Source organism: Rufibacter ruber (genome assembly GCF_014138425.1).
Lineage (GTDB): Bacteria > Bacteroidota > Bacteroidia > Cytophagales > Hymenobacteraceae > Nibribacter > Nibribacter ruber_C.
On sequence record NZ_JACJIQ010000004.1, the window covers coordinates 325,846 to 343,801 of the forward strand.

Genomic DNA, 17,956 nt, shown 5'->3' on the forward strand with positions numbered 1-17,956 from the left:
TCTCTCATTGAAACAGATGATACCGCACGCCTACAAACCCTCTTATCCTTTGCAGCGAGGCGTAGTTATAGCTGGGGTCAAAGGTGTAGCCATGGGGGTTGGTGATGGGGTCATTCGCGGTGCGGTCAAAGGGGTCAAAGGGGCGCATGATGGGGTCCTGGGGCACAAAGTTGAACAGGTTCTTGAGTCCGCCGAACACCTCCAGCCCATGGTCAAACTTCTTGGTGAGCTGCACGTTGACCAGGCTGAACCACGGCGAATATTCTGGCCGGTAATCATGGGGTAGCACAGGCAGGCGCATGGGGCCGTAGAAGGTGCCGGTGAGGTCAACGGTAAAATTGCCCGGCAGCGTGTAGCCCGCCAGAAAATTGCCAGACCACTCCGGCGCGTGCAGCTGCACCCGCTTCACCAGCGGCCCCTCGCCTTCGGCCTCTTTCTGATACACGCGCATGTAGGTGAGGCCCGCCGCCAACTTTAACGGCATGTAAAACGAGAGCTCGGTATTCACAGACACGCCTTGGGAGACCGCGTGCCCGCGCAGGTTGGAGTAGATGATTTTTGTTGGGTCGGTGTCAAAGTCGCCAATGATTTTATTGCTGAACCGGGAGTAGAAACCCGTCACGTCTAACGTAAACAGGAACGGCTGCCAGGCAGCCTGATAGACATAGTTCAGGTTGCTGTTGATGGACTGCTCCGGCTTCAGTTCCTCGGTTATCTCCACCTCGCGGGCACCGGTGAGGGCCGCGTGGTCCTCGGTGAAGAGACTCACCACCCGGTAACCCGTCCCGAAACTCGCCCGCAGGGTATGCTCCTTGCCCGGCGACCACTTGTACGCCACCCGCGGCGACTGAATGTGCCCGTGCCGTTTGTCATAGTCATAGCGGTAACCCAGCAGCAGCTTGTGTTTCTCCGTGAGGGTCCATTCATCCTGCACAAACACCCCGGGCAAGGGCGTGGTCACGGGGGCGTTTCTGGGATTCACCTCATCGGCCGTGGCCGTGGCGGGGGTGTTGTCATCATAGTGGGTGTAGCGGAACGAGGTGCCCAGCAGCAGGTTGTGGCGGGGCGTGAGCGGCTTGTCCCAGTACAGCTGCCCGAAGGCTACGGTTTGGTCGGCGAGGAAGGGCATGGTGCCGTAGAAGGAGTTCTGCTGGTGCCGGTTCACCGACAGCTGAGCCATGATTTTCTGGGGCAGCGGCAGTTGGTACTGGCCAATCAATTCCCAGCGCTTGGTGTAAATGCTTTCGCCGTAGAGTTGGTCTGAGCCGCGGTGTTCTTTGGTCCAGTCCATCTGTCCGCCCCAGCGGTCTTCATAGACATAACGCGCCGCCACGCTGGCCACGCGGTTCTCCTTCCGCTCAAAATCCCACTTGTTGAACACCGAGATGCGCTGCTGCAAGGTGACATCGGTGAAGCCGTCTTTATTTTTATCTAAGGGGTTCTGGTAGTTGAAGTAGTTGATGCCCAGCAGCCCGTGCGCCTGACCGGCCTTGAACTTCACACCCACGTCTGAGCTTACCTCGCCCCAGCTCGTCCCGAACACCTCGGCACTCACCCGCGGCGCCTTCAGCGGACTTTTGGTAATCACGTTAATAATGCCGCCCATGGCCTCAGAGCCGTACAAAGACGCCGCCGGCCCCTTCACCACCTCCAGCCGCTCCACCAGACTGTTGGGGATTCCGTTGAGGCCGTACACCGTGGAGAGGCTGCTCACAATGGGCATACCGTCAATGAGAATGAGCGTGTAGGGCCCTTCCATGCCGTTGATGTGAATGTCACCGGTATTGCAGACGTTGCAGTTGAGTTGCGGCTGCACCCCGTTGATCATGCCCACCGCCTCAAACAACGTGGGCGTGGGGTTCTTCTTGAAATACGCAGGCGTGTACACCTCCACCGGCACCGGACTCTCCAGGCGGCTCATCTCTTTCATGGTGCCTGTGATCACCACTTCCCTCAGGTTCCCGGCCGTGGGCCGAAGGTTGATTGGGTAAGTGGTTTTCCCCGCCTGCAGCGGAAGCGTGTCGTTCTGGTAGCCCAGAAAAGAAACCACCAGTTGGCCGTTGGGTTGAACCTGCGGGAGTTTCAGGGTGAACCGTCCCTTCTCATCGGTCATGGTGCCCAGGCTGGAATTCACCACGCTGATGCTGCAGAACCCCAGTGGCTCCCGCGTCTGCGCGTCGCGCACGGTGCCGGTGATGGTCATTTGTTGGGCAATGGCTCCCAAGTGGAGTAAACAGGTCAAAAGGAAAAGTAACAGTAGTCGCATCTTCAGAATTAAATAGACTAAAACATATTTTTAGGCAAACCTAAAAATAAAATACGAGGCGGTACTACAAATGTTTAGATAAGTTTTATCAGTTTGGATGTGAGTGGGATGGTGAGGAGTTGTTAGAAGGACGGTGGCTGAGGTAGACCTCACAGGTTTTGAAAAACCTGTGATGGCTTTTGCCCAGGCGCGGTTGCTATAGGTTATAGCTTAGTATAAGCTCTCAAAAGCAGTTGTTACTTTTTAGTTCTCCCCTGATGATTGCCCAAGCGGGAATTTGAGGCAGCGGGCGCAGCTCTAAAGACGGGTGTTTATACCTGTCGGTCACGCATTCCTTACTATTCTTAATGCCCAACAGAATCATTCCATACCGCCCAGACCTTAGAGAAAAGGCAAAATATCTCCGCAAGAACAGTACGCTGGCGGAGGTACTACTTTGGGAGGAAATCAAAGACAGAAAATTAGGGGTTCAATTCCACCGGCAAGTGCCAATGCTCCACTACATTGTGGACTTCTACAGCCATGAGCTGCAACTGGCCATTGAAGTTGACGGCGACAGCCATGATGACAAAGTAGCGTATGACCACCAGAGGGAGCAAGAGTTAAAGGCGTATGGAGTGACGTTCCTTCGGTTTGAAGACATTGATGTGAAGCGGAATATCAGATTTGTGGTGGAGGAGATTTACCACTGGATAGAGGAGCATAAGAATCAGCAAAAGTGACTCTCCTGTTTAAACATTACCAGTACCTCAGTAAAACAGTTTACCAACCACGGATTCTCCCCAGGATTACCCAAACGAGAGTTTGAGGTAGCGAGCGCAGCTCTAAAGAGGGGTGTTTACACCAGCCGGTCATGGCGTTCCCAACTTTGGCGCGGAATTACTTCTGGATCATAAAAGAAAGAATGTTTCACAATGCGTGCTCTCCTGTGTAAACACCCCTCTTTATCTCCCCTCAAGGGGAGAATCTGCGTTTAGTGGGAGCTATTGGTTAACTTACCCTTTGTTGAAAAAGCCTTTTCAATAGGAAGCATCTTGCCTACTGCTCTATAAATAAAAAAATCCGTTTCCAGCCTGTTTTCCTGAAAACAGCCCGAAAACGGATGAAACGCCTCCCCTCTCCGTGGGAGAGGGGCCGGGGGTGAGGTCCTCTACTTCTTCTTATGCTTCTTGCCTTTCTTCTGGCTCTCAAACTCCTCCACCTCACGCAGCAATGACTTCAAATCCGGCTTTACCTCAGAAGAGAAGTCTATGGTGGCGGTGTAGTCGTCTTTCTGGATTTCCAGCACTTTGATGGGTTTGCCCAGGTATTCCTCAATCACGTCTAGAATAGGTTTTTCCTCGGGGCTGCAGAACGAGACGGATTTGCCTTTCTGGGTTCCGCGGCCGGTGCGGCCTACGCGGTGCACGTAGTTTTCGGGCACGTCGGGCAGGTCATAGTTCACTACGTACTCTACGCTAGGGATGTCAATGCCGCGGGAACTCACATCGGTGGCGATGAGCACTTTCACGTCGCCGCGTTTGAAGCGGTTGAGCGAGGTGAGGCGGTCTTTCTGGTCTTTGTCGCCGTGCAGGGTTTCGGTGGTGATGCCCACGCGCTCCATGGCGTTGTGCACGCGCTCGGCCCGCACTTTAGTGCGCACGAACACCAGTATTTTGCTGCCTTCGTTCTCTTTCACCACGCGCTCCAGAAAGAAGCGTTTGTCGTCCATGCCCACGTAAGCCACGCTGTGGTCTACGTTCTTAGACACGGGGTCTTTGGGCGAAATCTGGATTCTAATGGGCTTGGTCACCAGCGAGTACGCCAGGTCTTTGATGTGCTCATTGATGGTGGCCGAGAAGAACAGCGTCTGCCGCTTGCGGGGCAGGTGGCGCAGCACGTCGCGTATGTCTTTGATGAAGCCCAGGTCCAGCATGTGGTCGGCCTCGTCCAGGATGAGCATTTCTACGCGCTCCAGCCGGATGTGGCCCTGGCTCACGAGGTCAAACATGCGGCCGGGGGTGGCCACCAGCACGTCTATGCCGTCTTGCAGTTTCTCAATCTGGGGCGCCTGCTCCACGCCGCCAAACACGGTCATGGTCTCTACGCGGGTGTGCTTGCCCAGGGTCTTGAACACCTCGGTAATCTGGATGGCCAGTTCGCGGGTGGGCACCATGACCAGACACTTGATGCCATCTGCCCGGCCGTACTGCTTGCGCTCATGCAGCAGGTGCAGCACCGGAATGGCAAACGCGGCGGTCTTGCCCGTACCCGTCTGCGCAATGGCCAGCACGTCTTCGCCCTTCAAGATGGGCGGAATGGCCTTGAACTGGATATCGGTGGGTTTCTTGAAGCCCAGTTTGTCCAGGGCTTTCTTGATGGCGGGGTTGATATGGTAATCCTCGAATTTCATGGGCGCAATGGTTCCGGCCGGCGGCCTAGGTGGTGGCGGTTCTCCCCTTTTACGGTTCCCCCGCCGAAACTTCTACAAAGGTGCGATTTCTTTCTGGGTTTTGCACCTCACCCCTGGCCCCTCTCCCGTAGAGAGGGGAGTTACTAAAGTGGGGGTTGGAATTATTCTAGTCCAGTAGCGTGCGTTTCTTTAACCGTTTGCCTCAATAGGCAGAAAGCTAAAATAGTTCGTATATTGGGGTATGAATTGGCAAGACTACATTATTGAAGATGAGCAAGTGCTGGTGGGCAAGCCTACCATCAAAGGCACCCGGCTGTCAGTGGAGTTTCTGGTCGGGCTGTTGGCGCAGGGCTGGACGGAACAGCAAATCCTGGACAACTACCCCAGGTTGGGCAAAGAGCACCTGAAAGCTATTTTCTCCTACGTGCAAGATTGCTTCCGGGACGGTTTGATGTATAAAAGAACCTATCTTGATTGATGCGGTTGCTGGCGAATGAAAACTTTCCGAAAGCCTCTGTCTTAGCGCTACGGGAGCAAGGCTATAATGTGTTATCTATTGGCGAAGACAACCCCAGCATCACCGACCCCGACGTCATTGCCATTGCCATGCAAGAAGAACGGCTCATCTTAACCTTTGACCGCGACTACGGCGAATTGGTTTTTAAAAAAGGGCTAAAACCGCCCAAAGGCATTATCTATTTGCGCTTAGACAACTTCACCCCAGCAGAACCGGCTGATATCATCCATAAACTAATCACCTCTAACAAGTTTAACTTCGACCGACATTTAACGGTGGTGGACAACAATTTTGTAAGGCAGCGGAAGTATTGAAACTTACCCAAATTACTCATACATAGAATAATCCGCTTAGGTAAGAAAAACCTGGACTCAATCTTTGAGAACCACAGGTTTGAAAGGACTTTGGCTTAAATAACTTTACCTTCTGAATTTGTGCCACAAGCCGTGGCACAATTGCTCTTAGCCTATTTCAGTCTCGAATATTGTTTCAGGCTACCTATGTAAGAAAGGCTTTTCTTGAGGACGGGGTTGATATAATACTCCTCGAATTTCATGGGCGCAATGGTTCCGGCCGGCGGCCGAGGTGGTGGCGGTTCTCCCCTTTTACGGTTCCCCCGCCGAAACTTCTACAAAGGTGCGATTTCTTTCTGGGTTTTGCAGGCGGAGGCTGGAGTTTTGCGTTTTGGGGCTGTTTTTGGGAAAAGAGGCGGGAAACAGAATGAAAAATTATATATTGAATTCTAAAACTTTAAATAACATTAACTAGGTACGGTTATCCATTTTTGAAAAATAACTGCACCAGTACAGTTTTAAGATTTTTATCCTAAATTAAATGACCGACCCAAAACCAACAAATAAGTGGAAAACAGGATTTCTCAAAACGGGACTTCCATTGGAATATGTCACTTCAAATATTTTAACCAAACTTGGACATGATATTTTTGGTGAATATCCATATATAAGACCTGATGAGAGAAAGGAGTTAAAGGAATTTTCTATTGATTTAAGAACATACAAAACTTTAGATAATAACAATAGATTAATTGTTTTATCAATGTTAATCGAATGCAAATATCGACAACACGGTACTTCTTGGATATTTTCTCCATTTCCTAGTAAAATAGTTCCTATTGGATTAATTAATTCTACTGAAGATATTGTTCCTGTTAGAATTGGGAATAAGAACATTCTGAAGTTCGAAGAAAATATAGGTTACTGTATTAGCGGCGTTGAATTATCAACAGATGGAAGTGGCAATACAACTGGAGCAAAGCATGGAGTATTTCAACTTCGATATGCAATGCCAGAATTTCTAAAGAACGACTATGTGAGTGGGCTTGACCATACTTGGTACGATGGCAGATTTATTGATTTATCTTGTGCAGTTTTAGTTACCACAGCAGATATTCGGGTTATAAAGCTGAATAAGAATTTAGAAGATTTTACTTCTGCAAATGAATTAGATGAAGTTACTGAAATCAAAGAAGCAATTATATTAAATGAGCGACCTGGCCCTCAATTGCAAGAGTTTGCTAATAGGATAGGTGACGAACTAATAAAAGAACATCCTGAATTAGAGAATCGGCTATTAGATATCGAAAAGGCATTAATCGGTAAAGAGTGGAAAAACAGGCACGCCCCAGATTTAAATACAATTAAAAGGAGTATAGGTTATAGTGTAGAGAGGATATTAATAGTAAATCATAAGTTTTTAGAGAAAACCATTAAAGATTTAGAAAAGGCTTTGCAAAAAGATATAAAGATGGAAAAAGTTTATGGTAAAGTATTAAAAACAAATGATGGATTTGAAATTACAAATTGATTGTATGTTAAAATAATTATTATGAGCATAAGAATTAAATCTACCCAAGTTGAAAATACTTAAACATACAATATTGAATGCAATTAATTAAATATTTTTATTAATTAATTCAATATTCAGCTCAATACAATTATGGCAGAGAAAAAGAATCAACATTATATCCCTAAGTTCTATCTAAAGCACTTCTCCATTGAGGGAAATAACAGCCAAATTGGTTTATTTTATATTGAAAAAGAATATTACAAGAAAGCAGTACCTTTGAAATCCCAAGCAAAAGAAGATTACTTTTATGGCTCAGATGGTGTAATTGAAGAAGACTTATCAAAACTAGAATCACTTGTTGCTCCTGTCTTAAGAAAAATCGACTTAACAGGTTCTCTCCCACCTAAAGAAAGTGCTGAATACCATAATCTATTAGCTTTTACAATTTTAATGTCTAGCAGAACAAAAGATTCCGCTGAACAGATGAAGGAAATTACAGACAAATTAGCAAGAGAACTAATGAGTCATGAAGAACAATTCAAAGATAAAATTAATGATTTAAGAGTTTATCCAGAAAATCCAGCAGCACTCGCATTATCAGGAGCAGTTGAAAGTATTCCTGTGGCCTATGATTTGAAAGCAAAGGTTTTAATCAATAAAACAGGAACAAAACTAATTACCTCTGACCACCCTGTTGTTAAATACAACCAATTTTTAGAACAGAGAAATCACAAAGGAGGCAATATTGGGATTGCAACAAAAGGGCTGCAAATATTTTTTCCTATATCTCCAAATAAAATGCTTTGTTTCTTTGACGAAAATATTTATAAAATAGGCGATAGAACAAAAAACTCAATAGAACTAAATAACAGTAATGATATTGAAAAATTAAATTTATTACAAGTTTTAAATTGCTACAACCACTTATATTTTAATCATGAAGTCACCGATAGACATATAAAAGTTCTTTACAACAAGGCAAAGAGCAAAAGAAATGCAGATTACACAACATTAAGAAAAGCAAGTTCTTACATTGATTCGGAGGGTCAGGAACATATTTTATATCATTCTTTCGGGAATAACATCGAGATTAAACTTCTACTAAGCTTCATTAAACAAACAAAAAAGGCTAAACAACTGGTTTTGAATGATTATGTTGTTCAGCTAAGAAATGAAGCTTTGAGAGGTAGCTAACTCTAGGATTAACGATAATTTATTGAATCTACAATAACCTTTAGAATTTCACCTCAAAATAAAAACCTTCTTACTTCTACCACCTTCGGCTTTAGCCAAAACCCTCCTTTCCTAACCCCCACCTCCCGTTTTCGGCCTGATTTCCAGAAAACAGGCCGAAAACGGAAAACTTTCTGCCACATTTTGCGCCAGATGTAAACCTCTCCCCCGCCCTGGTTGTTTCCATGGAAAGAAGATACGAACCCAATGGAAAACATAGAAAAAACCAACCTTTCAGCAAAAGACACCAGAACCAGAATTCTGGAAGCCTTTGTGCACCACGTACTGGAAACGGGCCAGGAGCCGGTGTCGGTGTACAAGTTCGCGCAGAGCCTGAGCATAAGCGAGCAGGAGTTCTACAAGTTTTACACCTCGTTTCAGGGGGTGAAAGGCGGCGTGTGGGATGCCATTTTTGAGCAGACCCTGGCAGACATGCACGCGCAAGAGCCGTACGCCCATTACTCGGCCAAAGAGAAGCTCCTCTCCTTCTATTTCACTTGGATAGAGGAACTCAAAAAGAACCGCAGCTACTTGCTGGCCCTCTATGAGAAGCAACCTGATTTCAAAAAGGTCACGCCGCAGGAAGTCCAGAGCTTTAAGACTAAGTATCTGGCCTTCGCCAAAACCCTGGTGCAGGAAGGCAAGGAAACCGAGCAGATTGCAAACCGCAAATACATCTCAGACAAATACCCCGAGGTGCTGTGGCTGGAAACCCTGTTCATCTTCCAGTTCTGGCTCAAAGACACCTCACCGGGCTTTGAGCGTACTGATGCCGCCATTGAAAAATCGGTGAACCTGTTTTTTGACGTGATTGGGAGAAACGCGGTAGACTCCTTCTTTGACTTCGCCAAATTCCTGTACCAGTCTAAATAACCCGCATGAGCCACACCCCTGAAGAACAAGACCATATACCCACCTCCAAGGTACAGCGGGCCACCAAGTTTCTGGGGGCCGGGGCCAAGGTAGGCGGCAATTACATTAAGCACTACGCCAAGAAGATAGTGAACCCCTCGCTCAGCAAAGAGGAGCTGCACGAAAACAACGCCCAGGACATCTATACTTCGTTGAGCCAGCTGAAAGGCAGCGCCCTCAAAGTGGCCCAGATGATGTCTATGGACAAGACCATGCTGCCCGGCGCGTACCAGGACAAGTTTACCATGGCCCAGTACAGCGCCCCGCCCCTGTCGTACCCGCTGGTGGTGCGCACGTTCCAGAAGGCGTTCGGCCGTACGCCTGAGGCCCTGTTTGACACCTTCTCCACCTCGGCGGTCAACGCGGCCTCTATTGGGCAGGTGCACAAGGCCACCAAAGACGGAAAGACCTTCGCCGTGAAGGTGCAGTACCCCGGCGTGGCCGAAAGCGTGAGCTCCGACCTGAAAATGGTGCGCCCCTTTGCCTACCGCCTGCTCAACATGAACGAGAAGGAAATGGACCATTACATGGACGAGGTAGAGGAGAAACTGCTGGAGGAAACCGATTACGAGCTGGAGGTACAGCGCTCCCAGGAGATTGCCGCCGCCTGCCGTCATCTGCCCCACCTCAACTTCCCTAACTACTACCCTGCCCTGAGCACGGCCCGCATCATCACCATGGACTGGCTGGAGGGCGCGCACCTGAAAGAATGGCTCCAGACCAGCCCCACCCAGGAAGCCAGAAACCAAATTGGGCAGGCCCTCTGGGACTTTTACCACCACCAGGTGCACCACCTCAAACAAGTGCACGCCGACCCACACCCTGGCAACTTCATCATTCAGGCGGGCGTGACGCTGGGCATCATTGACTTCGGCTGCGTAAAGGTGATACCAGAGGATTTCTACCGCGGGTACTTCTCCCTCATCAAGAAGGAGTCGCTGCTGAACGAGGCCGAGCTGAACCAAATCTTCTTTGACCTGGACTTCATCAGTGACCGCGACACCCCCGCCGAGCAAGCCTACTTCAAAGGCGTGTTTAAGGAGATGATTGCCTTGCTGGGGCGGCCGTTCCACGGGGAGACCTTTGACTTCGCCCAGGACAGCTACTTCCAGCAGATTTACACCCTGGGTGACCGTGTTGCCAAAGATAAGATGTTCCGGCAGTCCAGGCAGGCCCGCGGCTCCCGGCACGGGCTGTTCATCAACCGCACCTATTTCGGTCTGTACAGCCTGTTGAACCAGTTAGGCGCGCACATTAGCACCACTAAACCAATGTGGCTGGCTTAAGAAGACCTGCATACATATATTGCTGGCTCTACTACAGATTCTCCCCTTGAGGGGAGAATCTCCATCTAAACGGCTGGGAAGTTAATTTTCTACGCATTCCGTCCCCCTTTGAAGGGGGTAGGGGGATGATTACTCGTGCTGAATAGGTATTGCCGAATAAGCATTCCCGAGGGGTTATCTTTCTATTCCTGTAGTGAAAGCTGGCGGTTCTTCTACTGCCTTGGTCATCCTAGGCCTTCAAAGGGGGACGGAATGCGTGAAATGAATCGCTCAATAAAGACGCTAAAGTCGAGCTATAATAAAGGGGTATGGGGTTTCTGCCACCAGCTTATGGTTGTACCTTTGCCGTACACCCGCCCGGGCTGGTGGCTTTTATATTTGTAAGAAGTGAGACGGAAATTTCTTATCTATCCTCCTGAAGGGACTTGGTGGGCGAATGAAGAAAGCCTGTAGAAAGCAGAAATACAGCTTGCCCACAAGTTCCTTTCAGGATGACAAAAAATATATAAAACTATTTTTGTCTACTTGCTTAGCAAAATGTAAAAGGCACGTACCTTCATCTTGGCATTTATGCACCCTCCCAAAAAAGAACACCCCGAAGAAAAGTCGGGCTTACACCCCAGAAACAAGCACCGGGCGCGCTATGACTTCCCGGCGTTGATAGCGTCTAGCCCGGAGCTGAAACCCTTTGTGCAGGTGAATGCCTACGGCGATGCCTCCGTGGATTTCTTCAACCCCCAGGCCGTGAAGGCGCTGAACAAGGCCCTGCTCAAACATTACTACGGCATTACACATTGGGACATTCCCGCCAATTACCTCTGCCCGCCCATTCCCGGCCGCGCCGATTACCTCCACCACATCGCTGACCTGCTGGGTGACCAAAACACGGTGGGCACCGAAAGGAACATCCCGCGGGGTGCGCAGGTGAAATGCCTGGACATTGGCGTGGGCGCCAACTGCATCTACCCCATTCTGGGCACCAAAGAATACGGCTGGTCTTTTGTGGGCGCAGACATTGACCCGGTGGCCATCAAGTCCGCGAACAACATCATTCAGGCCAACCCATCTCTGAAAGGGAAAATTACCTGCCGCTTACAGCCGAACGCCGCAGACATTTTCAGGGGGATAATTCAGCCCGGCGAGCAGTTTGACCTCACCCTGTGCAATCCCCCGTTCCATGCCTCGGCGGCCGAGGCGAAGGCGGGCAGCCTCCGGAAGGTGCGCAACCTCAAAGGGCAACGCGTGGCCAAGGCAACCTTGAACTTTGGGGGGCAGCACAATGAACTCTGGACCGCCGGCGGGGAAGCCGCGTTTCTCACCAACCTGGTGCGGCAAAGCCAGGAATTCGCGCAGTCGTGCTTCTGGTTCTCTACGCTGGTGTCTAAGTCAGAAAACCTGAAAAACGTCTACAAAGCGCTGGAACAGGTTAACGCCCTTGAGGTAAAAACCCTGCCCATGCACCAGGGCAACAAAGCCAGCCGCCTCCTGGCCTGGACCTTCTTCACCCCGGCCCAAAAGGCCGACTGGGTGCAGCGGAGGTGGGCAAAGAAGTAAAGAAATTTGCGGAGCAAGCAACTCAAATTTAGAGGATTGCAATCGAACAATGTCATCCTACCTCTTCTGGGCAGGGAATCATCTTCAAAAGGGTCGGGAGAAAGTCCCTTCCCGGCAGGAATATGATATTCGCCGGTGGCTTTAGAAAGGATAAGTTGAGTTCAGGACCTGGCACGTTCGGTAACCGCCGCAAAACTGGAGAGGGAAAGACAGGCGGCCTTGGTTCTACCTTTGCGGCAGACTCCACGAATCTTTGTAGAGACATCAGCTAAACAAAACCAACAAGATGAAAGCACTTTTCCTCTCTTTCCTGTTCAGCCTGGCAGCGGGCGGGGCCTTCGCCCAGACCGCAACGCCTGCCCCCGCTCTAACAAGGCAAAATCCACCGGTGCAGACCGTTGAGGCGGCCTGTGGCCAATGCAAGTTCGGGTTGAAAGGCCACGGCTGTGACCTGGCCGTACGAATAGACGGGAAAGCCTACTTTGTGGACGGTACCGACATAGACGCCCACGGAGACGCCCACGCCAAAGACGGCTTCTGCAACGCCATCCGGCAGGCCCGGGTACAGGGCACGGTGCAGAACAACCGCTTCAAGGCCACGTCTTTCCAACTGGTGACAGAACCCGCTAAAAAATAGCCCTTCCAGAAAGAAGGACTTGTTTTCCGTTTTTGGCCTGTTTTGGCTAAATCAGGCCAAAAACGGAAAACCTACAGTCTCGCCCCCTCCGGGGAAGTACAGGTTCTCTGCCCCGGCGGCTCCCCTACCACCCGCTAATCAGGGCCAGGTAAAGCGGCATGCCCAGCGTGATGTTCAACGGGAACGTCACAGCCAGCGCCATGGGCAGAAAGATACCGGGATTGGCCTTGGGTACGGCCATTTTCATGGCGGCGGGCACGGCAATGTAAGAGGCACTGGCCGCCAGCACCGCAAAGATAAACCGGTTGCCCACCTGCTGCGTCACCCCGCTGCTGAGGACCGCCACCGCGCAGCCGTTCACCAACGGAACCACCACCGCAAACAGAGACGTAAACCAGCCGTTCTGGAAAAAAGCGCTCAACTTGCGGCCACTCACCAAGCCCATGTCCAGCAGAAAAACCGCCAGAAAGCCCTTGAACAGATCAGTGGTGAACGGTTTAATGCCCTGGGCCTGCTCCTGGCTGGTCAACAAGCCAATGACCAGGCTGCCCAGAATCAGCAGAACACTTCCGTTGGTGAAGGAATGGGCCACCACCTGCCCCAGATTCACAGATGCCTCCTGCTTGCCGCGGTAAAGCATGACCAGAGACACGCCCACAATGATTGCCGGGGCTTCCATCAATGCCATCACGGCCACCATGTGCCCGCTGAACGTGAGCCCCTGCATCTCCAGAAAAGAGACGGCGCTCACAAAGGTTACCGCGCTCACTGAGCCGTAGGCGGCGGCAATGGCCCCGGCGTTCTCCACGCTGAGCCGCTTCTTCAGGAGGAAGAACGTGTACAGCGGCACCCCGCAGGACAGGGCAATCCCCAGCAGGGCCGACCAGACAATCTCCATGGAAAAGTGGCTGTGGGCCAGCTCCTGGCCGCCTTTGAAACCAATGGAGAGCAGCAGGTACAAGGAAATAAACTTTGAGGTAGAGGCGGGAATCTCCAGATCGCTTTTCACCCGTACCGCCAGTATCCCCAACATGAAAAACAACAGCGCAGGGCTGGTAAGATTGTCAATGAGTAAGTGTAAATCCATAAGGGCTTAGGTCTGGGGCTGAAGATCAAAAGTGGCCCGCACCGGCGCCTGGTCGGTGACCCGCACCTGCAGGGCCACCTTCCCCTGGGTCAGCAGAGCGCTGAAACCAGGCAAACGCCGCAGTTGCTCGGCCTGGCGGTACAGGTTCAACTGGGCCAGACATTTCTTTTGCCCCGCCAACGTGGGGTGCTGCAGAATCTCTGCGGAATGGTCTTTGGCCAGTTGCCGTAGAAAATTATGGGCGCAGGTCTCCATACCGGACGATGGGTTCAGGGCGTGCGTGAGCACCGGGCACGACGTGTCCTGCACCAGGTACACCTCAGTGATCTGATTGCGCAGAACCAGGTCCACCAGCGCGTCTCCGTACCCGGTCTCCGGTTCCAGGGCAAAAACGGTTCCCAGGGCGGTCTGGAAATAGGTATTCTGCCCAAACTCCTGCTGCAACTGCTGTTGCAGGTGTGCGGCAATGCCGGTAAGAATCAACGTATTTTTCATGGGTCTAAGGGTTACAGTTTTCACAGTAAGTAGGGTCTTCGGTCTGGGCCCCTCCGGGAAAATCATCCTGGCGGGTGAAGGAGCAGCGCTGGCAGGCAGATTCCAGGCTCCTGACACTCTGGGTGGGCAACCCGCAGAACCGGCAGGGCAAGCCCCTGATGGCCTGCGTCACCCCAAACCCAGGTGTGTGGCAAGCGGGGCAACAGGTAGTGCACCGCTCCATCAACAACTGGGCCGCCTGCTTAATGACCTGCAGACGGGTAGGGTTGTAGAGCGCGCGCATGTCGGTTTGCACGTAGGCGCTGCCGTGGCTGGCCACCAGAGAGCGGAACGCCGCCAGCAGTTGCGGCCAGGAAGTAAGGCCCTTTTGGAGCCCCTCGGTGCTTCCCGCCGCCGCGCTCAGAATAAGGCCATGCGACGGGAAAAGCACCTGCCGGGCGAAGGCCTGTAGCTCCTCCTGCGTGTGCACCTGGGCTCCCGCGAAGTTGGTTTCCAGGCTGATCTTGCGTACCACCACCTCCAACTCCCGGGCAGTGTCCAGCAGCAGCAGCACCTCTTCATTGGCCGGGGCAAACCACGCCGAGGGGTGTGGCCCAAACGATCCCTCACTCGCTATGCCCAGTGTCTCGCCGGTGAGCGCCAAGGCTTCCAGGCACTTTTGGCGGGCGGTTTTCAGGGGGGCTGGGTACGTTCCACCTCCCCGGAGAAGGTACCCAGCGCATCAGAGTCAAAGTGGAGAGGCACCTGGCAGGTGACTCCCAGGTATTTTTCCGCGAGGGGGGCAATCACCTCCTCTTTGCGGTGCATGGTGGCAATTACCAGGGTACGGCCTTCAAAACCAGCAGACATGGCGAACGGTCAACGTACATGAAAACTTGATCAGGTTACTGCCCCTGGCCCATGGAGAAGCCCGGCTTGCCGTTGAAGGCGTAGAGGTTCTCTGTCTTGATGGTGTCTATGCCCCGGTGCACAGCTTCCTGCAACAGCTCCACCACCTGCAGGGGCGCCAGGGCAGCCCCGGTTCGGCTTTGGAAGCGGCAGCGCCAGTGGTCTGTGCAGAAGGTTTCGTCAAAGCCCTGCGGCCAGACTTTCACGCCCCGGTTGGTGATCATGCGCAGTTCCAGCTCCTGCTTGGCCAGGGGTTGTACCAGCTGGGCCAGTTCTTCGGGGTCGGTGCCGCGCCAGTGCACAAACACATCTACCCCCAGTAGTTCTTTGTGGGCCGCCGCCGCGCGCTGGTACGGCGGCACCTGGATGGGACGGTTCTTAAACGTTGCGGCCGGCGGGAGATGCGCCGGTGCCTTACCCAGGTTGGAGATGACGGCCAGCGCGAAATCTTCTGTCCCTACCAACTGGCGGCTCACGCCCTCGCGGTAGATGTCTCGGGTGTGGGTGCCGTCTTCCAGGGTTTTCAGCCAGGCATTCTGCACTTTCTGGGCTACGCGCGCCTGGCCCAGGTGCGCCAGCATCATGATGGCCGCCTGCAGCAGTCCGCTGGGGTTGGCCACGTCCTGCCCCGCAATATCTGGGGCTGACCCGTGAATGGCCTCAAAGATGGCGTAGTTCTGCCCAATGTTAGCCGACCCGGCCAGCCCCACTGAGCCGGAGATCTGGGCCGCCACATCAGACAGGATATCACCGTAGAGGTTTGGCAGCACCACCACGTCAAATTTCTCCGGGGAATCGGCCAGCAGGGCCGCCCCAATGTCTACAATCAGGTGCTGTGCTTCCAGCTCCGGGTACTCCTGCGCCACCTCCCTGAACACCTCATGGAACAGCCCATCGGTTTGTTTCATGATGTTGTCTTTGGTGAAGCAGGTCACTTTCTTCCGGTTGTGCTGGCGGGCGTACTCAAAGGCATACCGCACAATCTTCTCGCACCCGGGCCGGGTGATGAGCTTGAGGCACTGCACCACCTCATCGGTCTGCTGGTGCTCAATGCTGCCGTACACATCTTCTTCATTTTCCCTGATGATGACCATGTCCATGACCGGGTGTTTGGTTTGCACGTACGGGTGCAGGCTCCTCACGGGCCGCACGTTGGCATATAGGCCCAGGGTTTTGCGCAGGGTCACGTTCAGGCTCTTGTAGCCGCCGCCCTGCGGGGTGGTGATGGGCGCTTTGAGCATGACCCGGTTTTCTTTAATGGAATCCCAGCTTTTCTGCGGAATGCCAGAACTGTTGCCCGCCAGGTATTCATGCTCACCCAGGGCTACCTCCTCTATCTCCAGTTGGGCTCCCGCCGTAAACAGAATCTTTAGGGTGGCATCCATGATTTCGGGACCTATTCCGTCGCCGTGGGCCACCGTGATGCGGGGCATCACCGGGGCGGCAGGTGCCGCTAGTATCTCAGTCACGTCTTTTGTCTCCATAGCGTCAGGTTAAAAAGTTTTCTCTGGCGCAAAGTTGCAGACTGGCGTTTATAAATATTAGTTTATAATTTTAATGCCAGGCATAAGCATTTTTTATGAACTACACCCTGCACCAGCTCCAGGTCTTCCTGAAGATTACCCAGACCCAGAGCATCACGCGCGCCGCCGAAGAGCTCCACCTCACCCAACCCGCGGTCTCCATCCAGTTCAGGAACCTGCAGGACCAGTTTGAGATTCCGCTGGCCGAGGTGGTGGGGCGCAAGCTCTACATCACTGATTTTGGCAAGGAGATTGCCCAGGCCGCCGAGAAAATCCTGAACGAGGTACACGCCATCAACCACCGCACCCTGGCCTACAAAGGCCACCTGGCCGGCCGACTCAAAATCTCGGTGGTTTCCACCGGAAAATACGTGATGCCCTACTTCCTGGCAGATTTCCTGAAGCTGCACCCCGGCATAGACCTGGTCATGGATGTGACCAATAAAACCAAGGTGCTGGAAAGCCTGCGGCAGAACGAGGTGGATTTTGCGTTGGTATCTGTGTTGCCAGAGCAGCTGCAGATAGAAAAAGTAGAGCTCATGCCCAACAAACTCTTCCTGATTGGGAACCGGGAACAAACCCGGCACCACCACCTCCCCCATGACAAGGGCATTTTTGAGCAGGTCCCCCTCATTTACCGCGAGCAGGGCTCGGGCACCCGCCTGGTGATGGAGCAGTACTTTGCCCAACAGCAACTCACCGTGCGTAAAAAGCTGGAGCTTACCTCCAATGAGGCGGTGAAACAGGCGGTGATTGCGGGGTTGGGCTATTCCATCATGCCGTTGATTGGCATCAGAAATGAACTGGGCGCGGGGGAGCTGCAGATTGTGTCGGTCAAGGGGTTTCCCATCTCCTCTACCTGGCACCTGATCTGGTTAAAGAACCGCCGCTTCTCCCCGGTGGCCGCCGCCTATCTGCAGCACCTGGAACAGGAGAAAGAACGCATTATACAGGAGCGGTTTGGGTGGCTGGACCTCAAGTAAGGTGGTATAGGCAGGGCGCCAACCGGAGGTGGCATGAATGAAATTTAATAGAAGTAAGACCGGCGCAAGGTGCCCTGCCCGCATTTTAGGCGCGAGTTTTGAGCACAAAATGCAACCTCCAACTAGTTCTTAAGCGAGAGAAACTGTTTTAAGGCAGGTATAGAAAATAATCTGACCGTTTTGCCCATTCCTGCAGTGAAAGCCCCGAATCAGGCTGTTTTCGGCCTGTTTTCAGAAAAGCAGGCCAGAAACAGAAAATTAGAATTTTCCTGGTATCTTTATTAGAGGATATATAGAATAAGCTCTTATTGGTTGAGTTTTATTTTAAAGTTATGGAGAGCACATGCGATGAGCATGACCTCATCTCTTAATTTATG

General features: G+C 52.0%; 17 protein-coding genes. 10 read left to right on the plus strand and 7 right to left on the minus strand.

Going from position 1 to position 17,956, the window contains the following annotated elements; translation table 11 throughout:
* Nucleotides 1-4: 4 nt before the first annotated feature.
* The gene (locus FHS90_RS06935; RefSeq protein ID WP_343049618.1) at nucleotides 5-2,242 is read right to left on the minus strand and encodes a TonB-dependent receptor; all 2,238 of its coding nucleotides are present in this window, start codon (nucleotides 2,240-2,242) and stop codon (nucleotides 5-7) included.
* A 371-nt stretch (nucleotides 2,243-2,613) separates the two neighbouring features.
* Here FHS90_RS06935 and FHS90_RS06940 point away from each other — a divergent pair, with 371 nt between their 5' ends.
* Nucleotides 2,614-2,988 carry an endonuclease domain-containing protein gene (locus tag FHS90_RS06940; protein ID WP_066835264.1) on the plus strand — a complete coding sequence of 125 codons (375 nt, stop codon included), beginning with the start codon at nucleotides 2,614-2,616 and terminating at the stop codon, nucleotides 2,986-2,988.
* A gap of 428 nt (nucleotides 2,989-3,416) precedes the next feature.
* Here the strand turns inward: FHS90_RS06940 and FHS90_RS06945 are convergent, their stop codons facing one another.
* A complete protein-coding gene (locus FHS90_RS06945) occupies nucleotides 3,417-4,658 on the minus strand; it encodes a DEAD/DEAH box helicase (RefSeq protein WP_066835266.1) in 1,242 nt (413 codons plus the stop codon).
* A 241-nt stretch (nucleotides 4,659-4,899) separates the two neighbouring features.
* Here FHS90_RS06945 and FHS90_RS06950 point away from each other — a divergent pair, with 241 nt between their 5' ends.
* The 8 genes from FHS90_RS06950 (at nucleotide 4,900) to FHS90_RS06985 (ending at nucleotide 12,603) form a co-directional block, all read left to right on the plus strand.
* Nucleotides 4,900-5,136: a DUF433 domain-containing protein gene (locus tag FHS90_RS06950; RefSeq protein ID WP_182512487.1), complete on the plus strand. Its 237-nt coding sequence runs from the start codon at nucleotides 4,900-4,902 to the stop codon at nucleotides 5,134-5,136.
* Nucleotides 5,136-5,489, plus strand: coding sequence for a DUF5615 family PIN-like protein (locus FHS90_RS06955; RefSeq protein WP_182512501.1), 354 nt, complete (start codon nucleotides 5,136-5,138; stop codon nucleotides 5,487-5,489). Before FHS90_RS06950 ends, FHS90_RS06955 begins: the two co-directional genes overlap by 1 nt.
* A gap of 520 nt (nucleotides 5,490-6,009) precedes the next feature.
* On the plus strand, nucleotides 6,010-6,999 hold the full coding sequence (locus tag FHS90_RS06960) for a hypothetical protein (RefSeq protein WP_182512488.1): 990 nt from the start codon (nucleotides 6,010-6,012) through the stop codon (nucleotides 6,997-6,999).
* Nucleotides 7,000-7,131: 132 nt separating this feature from the next.
* Nucleotides 7,132-8,175, plus strand: a complete 1,044-nt coding sequence (locus tag FHS90_RS06965; protein ID WP_182512489.1) for a DUF4238 domain-containing protein — start codon at nucleotides 7,132-7,134, stop codon at nucleotides 8,173-8,175.
* Nucleotides 8,176-8,421: 246 nt separating this feature from the next.
* Nucleotides 8,422-9,087 carry a TetR/AcrR family transcriptional regulator gene (locus FHS90_RS06970; protein ID WP_182512490.1) on the plus strand — a complete coding sequence of 222 codons (666 nt, stop codon included), beginning with the start codon at nucleotides 8,422-8,424 and terminating at the stop codon, nucleotides 9,085-9,087.
* Between the two features lie 5 nt (nucleotides 9,088-9,092).
* Nucleotides 9,093-10,412 carry an ABC1 kinase family protein gene (locus FHS90_RS06975; protein ID WP_182512491.1) on the plus strand — a complete coding sequence of 440 codons (1,320 nt, stop codon included), beginning with the start codon at nucleotides 9,093-9,095 and terminating at the stop codon, nucleotides 10,410-10,412.
* A gap of 570 nt (nucleotides 10,413-10,982) precedes the next feature.
* Nucleotides 10,983-11,966, plus strand: coding sequence for a 23S rRNA (adenine(1618)-N(6))-methyltransferase RlmF (rlmF, locus tag FHS90_RS06980; RefSeq protein ID WP_182512492.1), 984 nt, complete (start codon nucleotides 10,983-10,985; stop codon nucleotides 11,964-11,966).
* Between the two features lie 286 nt (nucleotides 11,967-12,252).
* Nucleotides 12,253-12,603: a DUF6370 family protein gene (locus FHS90_RS06985; RefSeq protein WP_220483006.1), complete on the plus strand. Its 351-nt coding sequence runs from the start codon at nucleotides 12,253-12,255 to the stop codon at nucleotides 12,601-12,603.
* Nucleotides 12,604-12,727: 124 nt separating this feature from the next.
* On the opposite strand, the gene FHS90_RS06990 is transcribed toward FHS90_RS06985, so the two are convergent.
* From FHS90_RS06990 to FHS90_RS07005, 5 genes are read right to left on the minus strand one after another with little or no spacing between them, the layout of a single operon-like run.
* A complete protein-coding gene (locus tag FHS90_RS06990; RefSeq protein WP_182512493.1) occupies nucleotides 12,728-13,690 on the minus strand; it encodes a sodium-dependent bicarbonate transport family permease in 963 nt (320 codons plus the stop codon).
* A 6-nt stretch (nucleotides 13,691-13,696) separates the two neighbouring features.
* On the minus strand, nucleotides 13,697-14,185 hold the full coding sequence (locus FHS90_RS06995) for a hypothetical protein (protein ID WP_182512494.1): 489 nt from the start codon (nucleotides 14,183-14,185) through the stop codon (nucleotides 13,697-13,699).
* A gap of 4 nt (nucleotides 14,186-14,189) precedes the next feature.
* Nucleotides 14,190-14,828, minus strand: a complete 639-nt coding sequence (locus FHS90_RS07000) for a DUF6671 family protein (protein WP_220483007.1) — start codon at nucleotides 14,826-14,828, stop codon at nucleotides 14,190-14,192.
* Nucleotides 14,829-14,857: 29 nt separating this feature from the next.
* Nucleotides 14,858-15,034 (minus strand): hypothetical protein, encoded by a 177-nt coding sequence (locus FHS90_RS22265; protein ID WP_220483008.1) that lies wholly within the window; start codon nucleotides 15,032-15,034, stop codon nucleotides 14,858-14,860.
* 35 nt (nucleotides 15,035-15,069) lie between these two features.
* On the minus strand, nucleotides 15,070-16,506 hold the full coding sequence (locus tag FHS90_RS07005) for an NADP-dependent isocitrate dehydrogenase (RefSeq protein ID WP_182512502.1): 1,437 nt from the start codon (nucleotides 16,504-16,506) through the stop codon (nucleotides 15,070-15,072).
* A 146-nt stretch (nucleotides 16,507-16,652) separates the two neighbouring features.
* On the opposite strand from FHS90_RS07005, the gene FHS90_RS07010 reads away from it, so the two are divergent.
* Nucleotides 16,653-17,579, plus strand: a complete 927-nt coding sequence (locus tag FHS90_RS07010; protein ID WP_182512495.1) for a LysR family transcriptional regulator — start codon at nucleotides 16,653-16,655, stop codon at nucleotides 17,577-17,579.
* The last annotated feature ends 377 nt before the right edge of the window (nucleotides 17,580-17,956 follow it).

Bases quoted from the DNA above. Each gene is read 5' to 3' on its own strand.
- FHS90_RS06940 (WP_066835264.1), top strand. From the start codon at position 2,614: ATGCCCAACAGAATCATTCCATACCGCCCAGACCTTAGAGAAAAGGCA.
- FHS90_RS06945 (WP_066835266.1), bottom strand. From the start codon at position 4,658: ATGAAATTCGAGGATTACCATATCAACCCCGCCATCAAGAAAGCCCTG.
- FHS90_RS06950 (WP_182512487.1), top strand. From the start codon at position 4,900: ATGAATTGGCAAGACTACATTATTGAAGATGAGCAAGTGCTGGTGGGC.
- FHS90_RS06955 (WP_182512501.1), top strand. From the start codon at position 5,136: ATGCGGTTGCTGGCGAATGAAAACTTTCCGAAAGCCTCTGTCTTAGCG.
- FHS90_RS06960 (WP_182512488.1), top strand. From the start codon at position 6,010: ATGACCGACCCAAAACCAACAAATAAGTGGAAAACAGGATTTCTCAAA.
- FHS90_RS06965 (WP_182512489.1), top strand. From the start codon at position 7,132: ATGGCAGAGAAAAAGAATCAACATTATATCCCTAAGTTCTATCTAAAG.
- FHS90_RS06970 (WP_182512490.1), top strand. From the start codon at position 8,422: ATGGAAAACATAGAAAAAACCAACCTTTCAGCAAAAGACACCAGAACC.
- FHS90_RS06975 (WP_182512491.1), top strand. From the start codon at position 9,093: ATGAGCCACACCCCTGAAGAACAAGACCATATACCCACCTCCAAGGTA.
- rlmF (WP_182512492.1), top strand. From the start codon at position 10,983: ATGCACCCTCCCAAAAAAGAACACCCCGAAGAAAAGTCGGGCTTACAC.
- FHS90_RS06985 (WP_220483006.1), top strand. From the start codon at position 12,253: ATGAAAGCACTTTTCCTCTCTTTCCTGTTCAGCCTGGCAGCGGGCGGG.
- FHS90_RS06990 (WP_182512493.1), bottom strand. From the start codon at position 13,690: ATGGATTTACACTTACTCATTGACAATCTTACCAGCCCTGCGCTGTTG.
- FHS90_RS06995 (WP_182512494.1), bottom strand. From the start codon at position 14,185: ATGAAAAATACGTTGATTCTTACCGGCATTGCCGCACACCTGCAACAG.
- FHS90_RS22265 (WP_220483008.1), bottom strand. From the start codon at position 15,034: ATGTCTGCTGGTTTTGAAGGCCGTACCCTGGTAATTGCCACCATGCAC.
- FHS90_RS07005 (WP_182512502.1), bottom strand. From the start codon at position 16,506: ATGCCCCGCATCACGGTGGCCCACGGCGACGGAATAGGTCCCGAAATC.
- FHS90_RS07010 (WP_182512495.1), top strand. From the start codon at position 16,653: ATGAACTACACCCTGCACCAGCTCCAGGTCTTCCTGAAGATTACCCAG.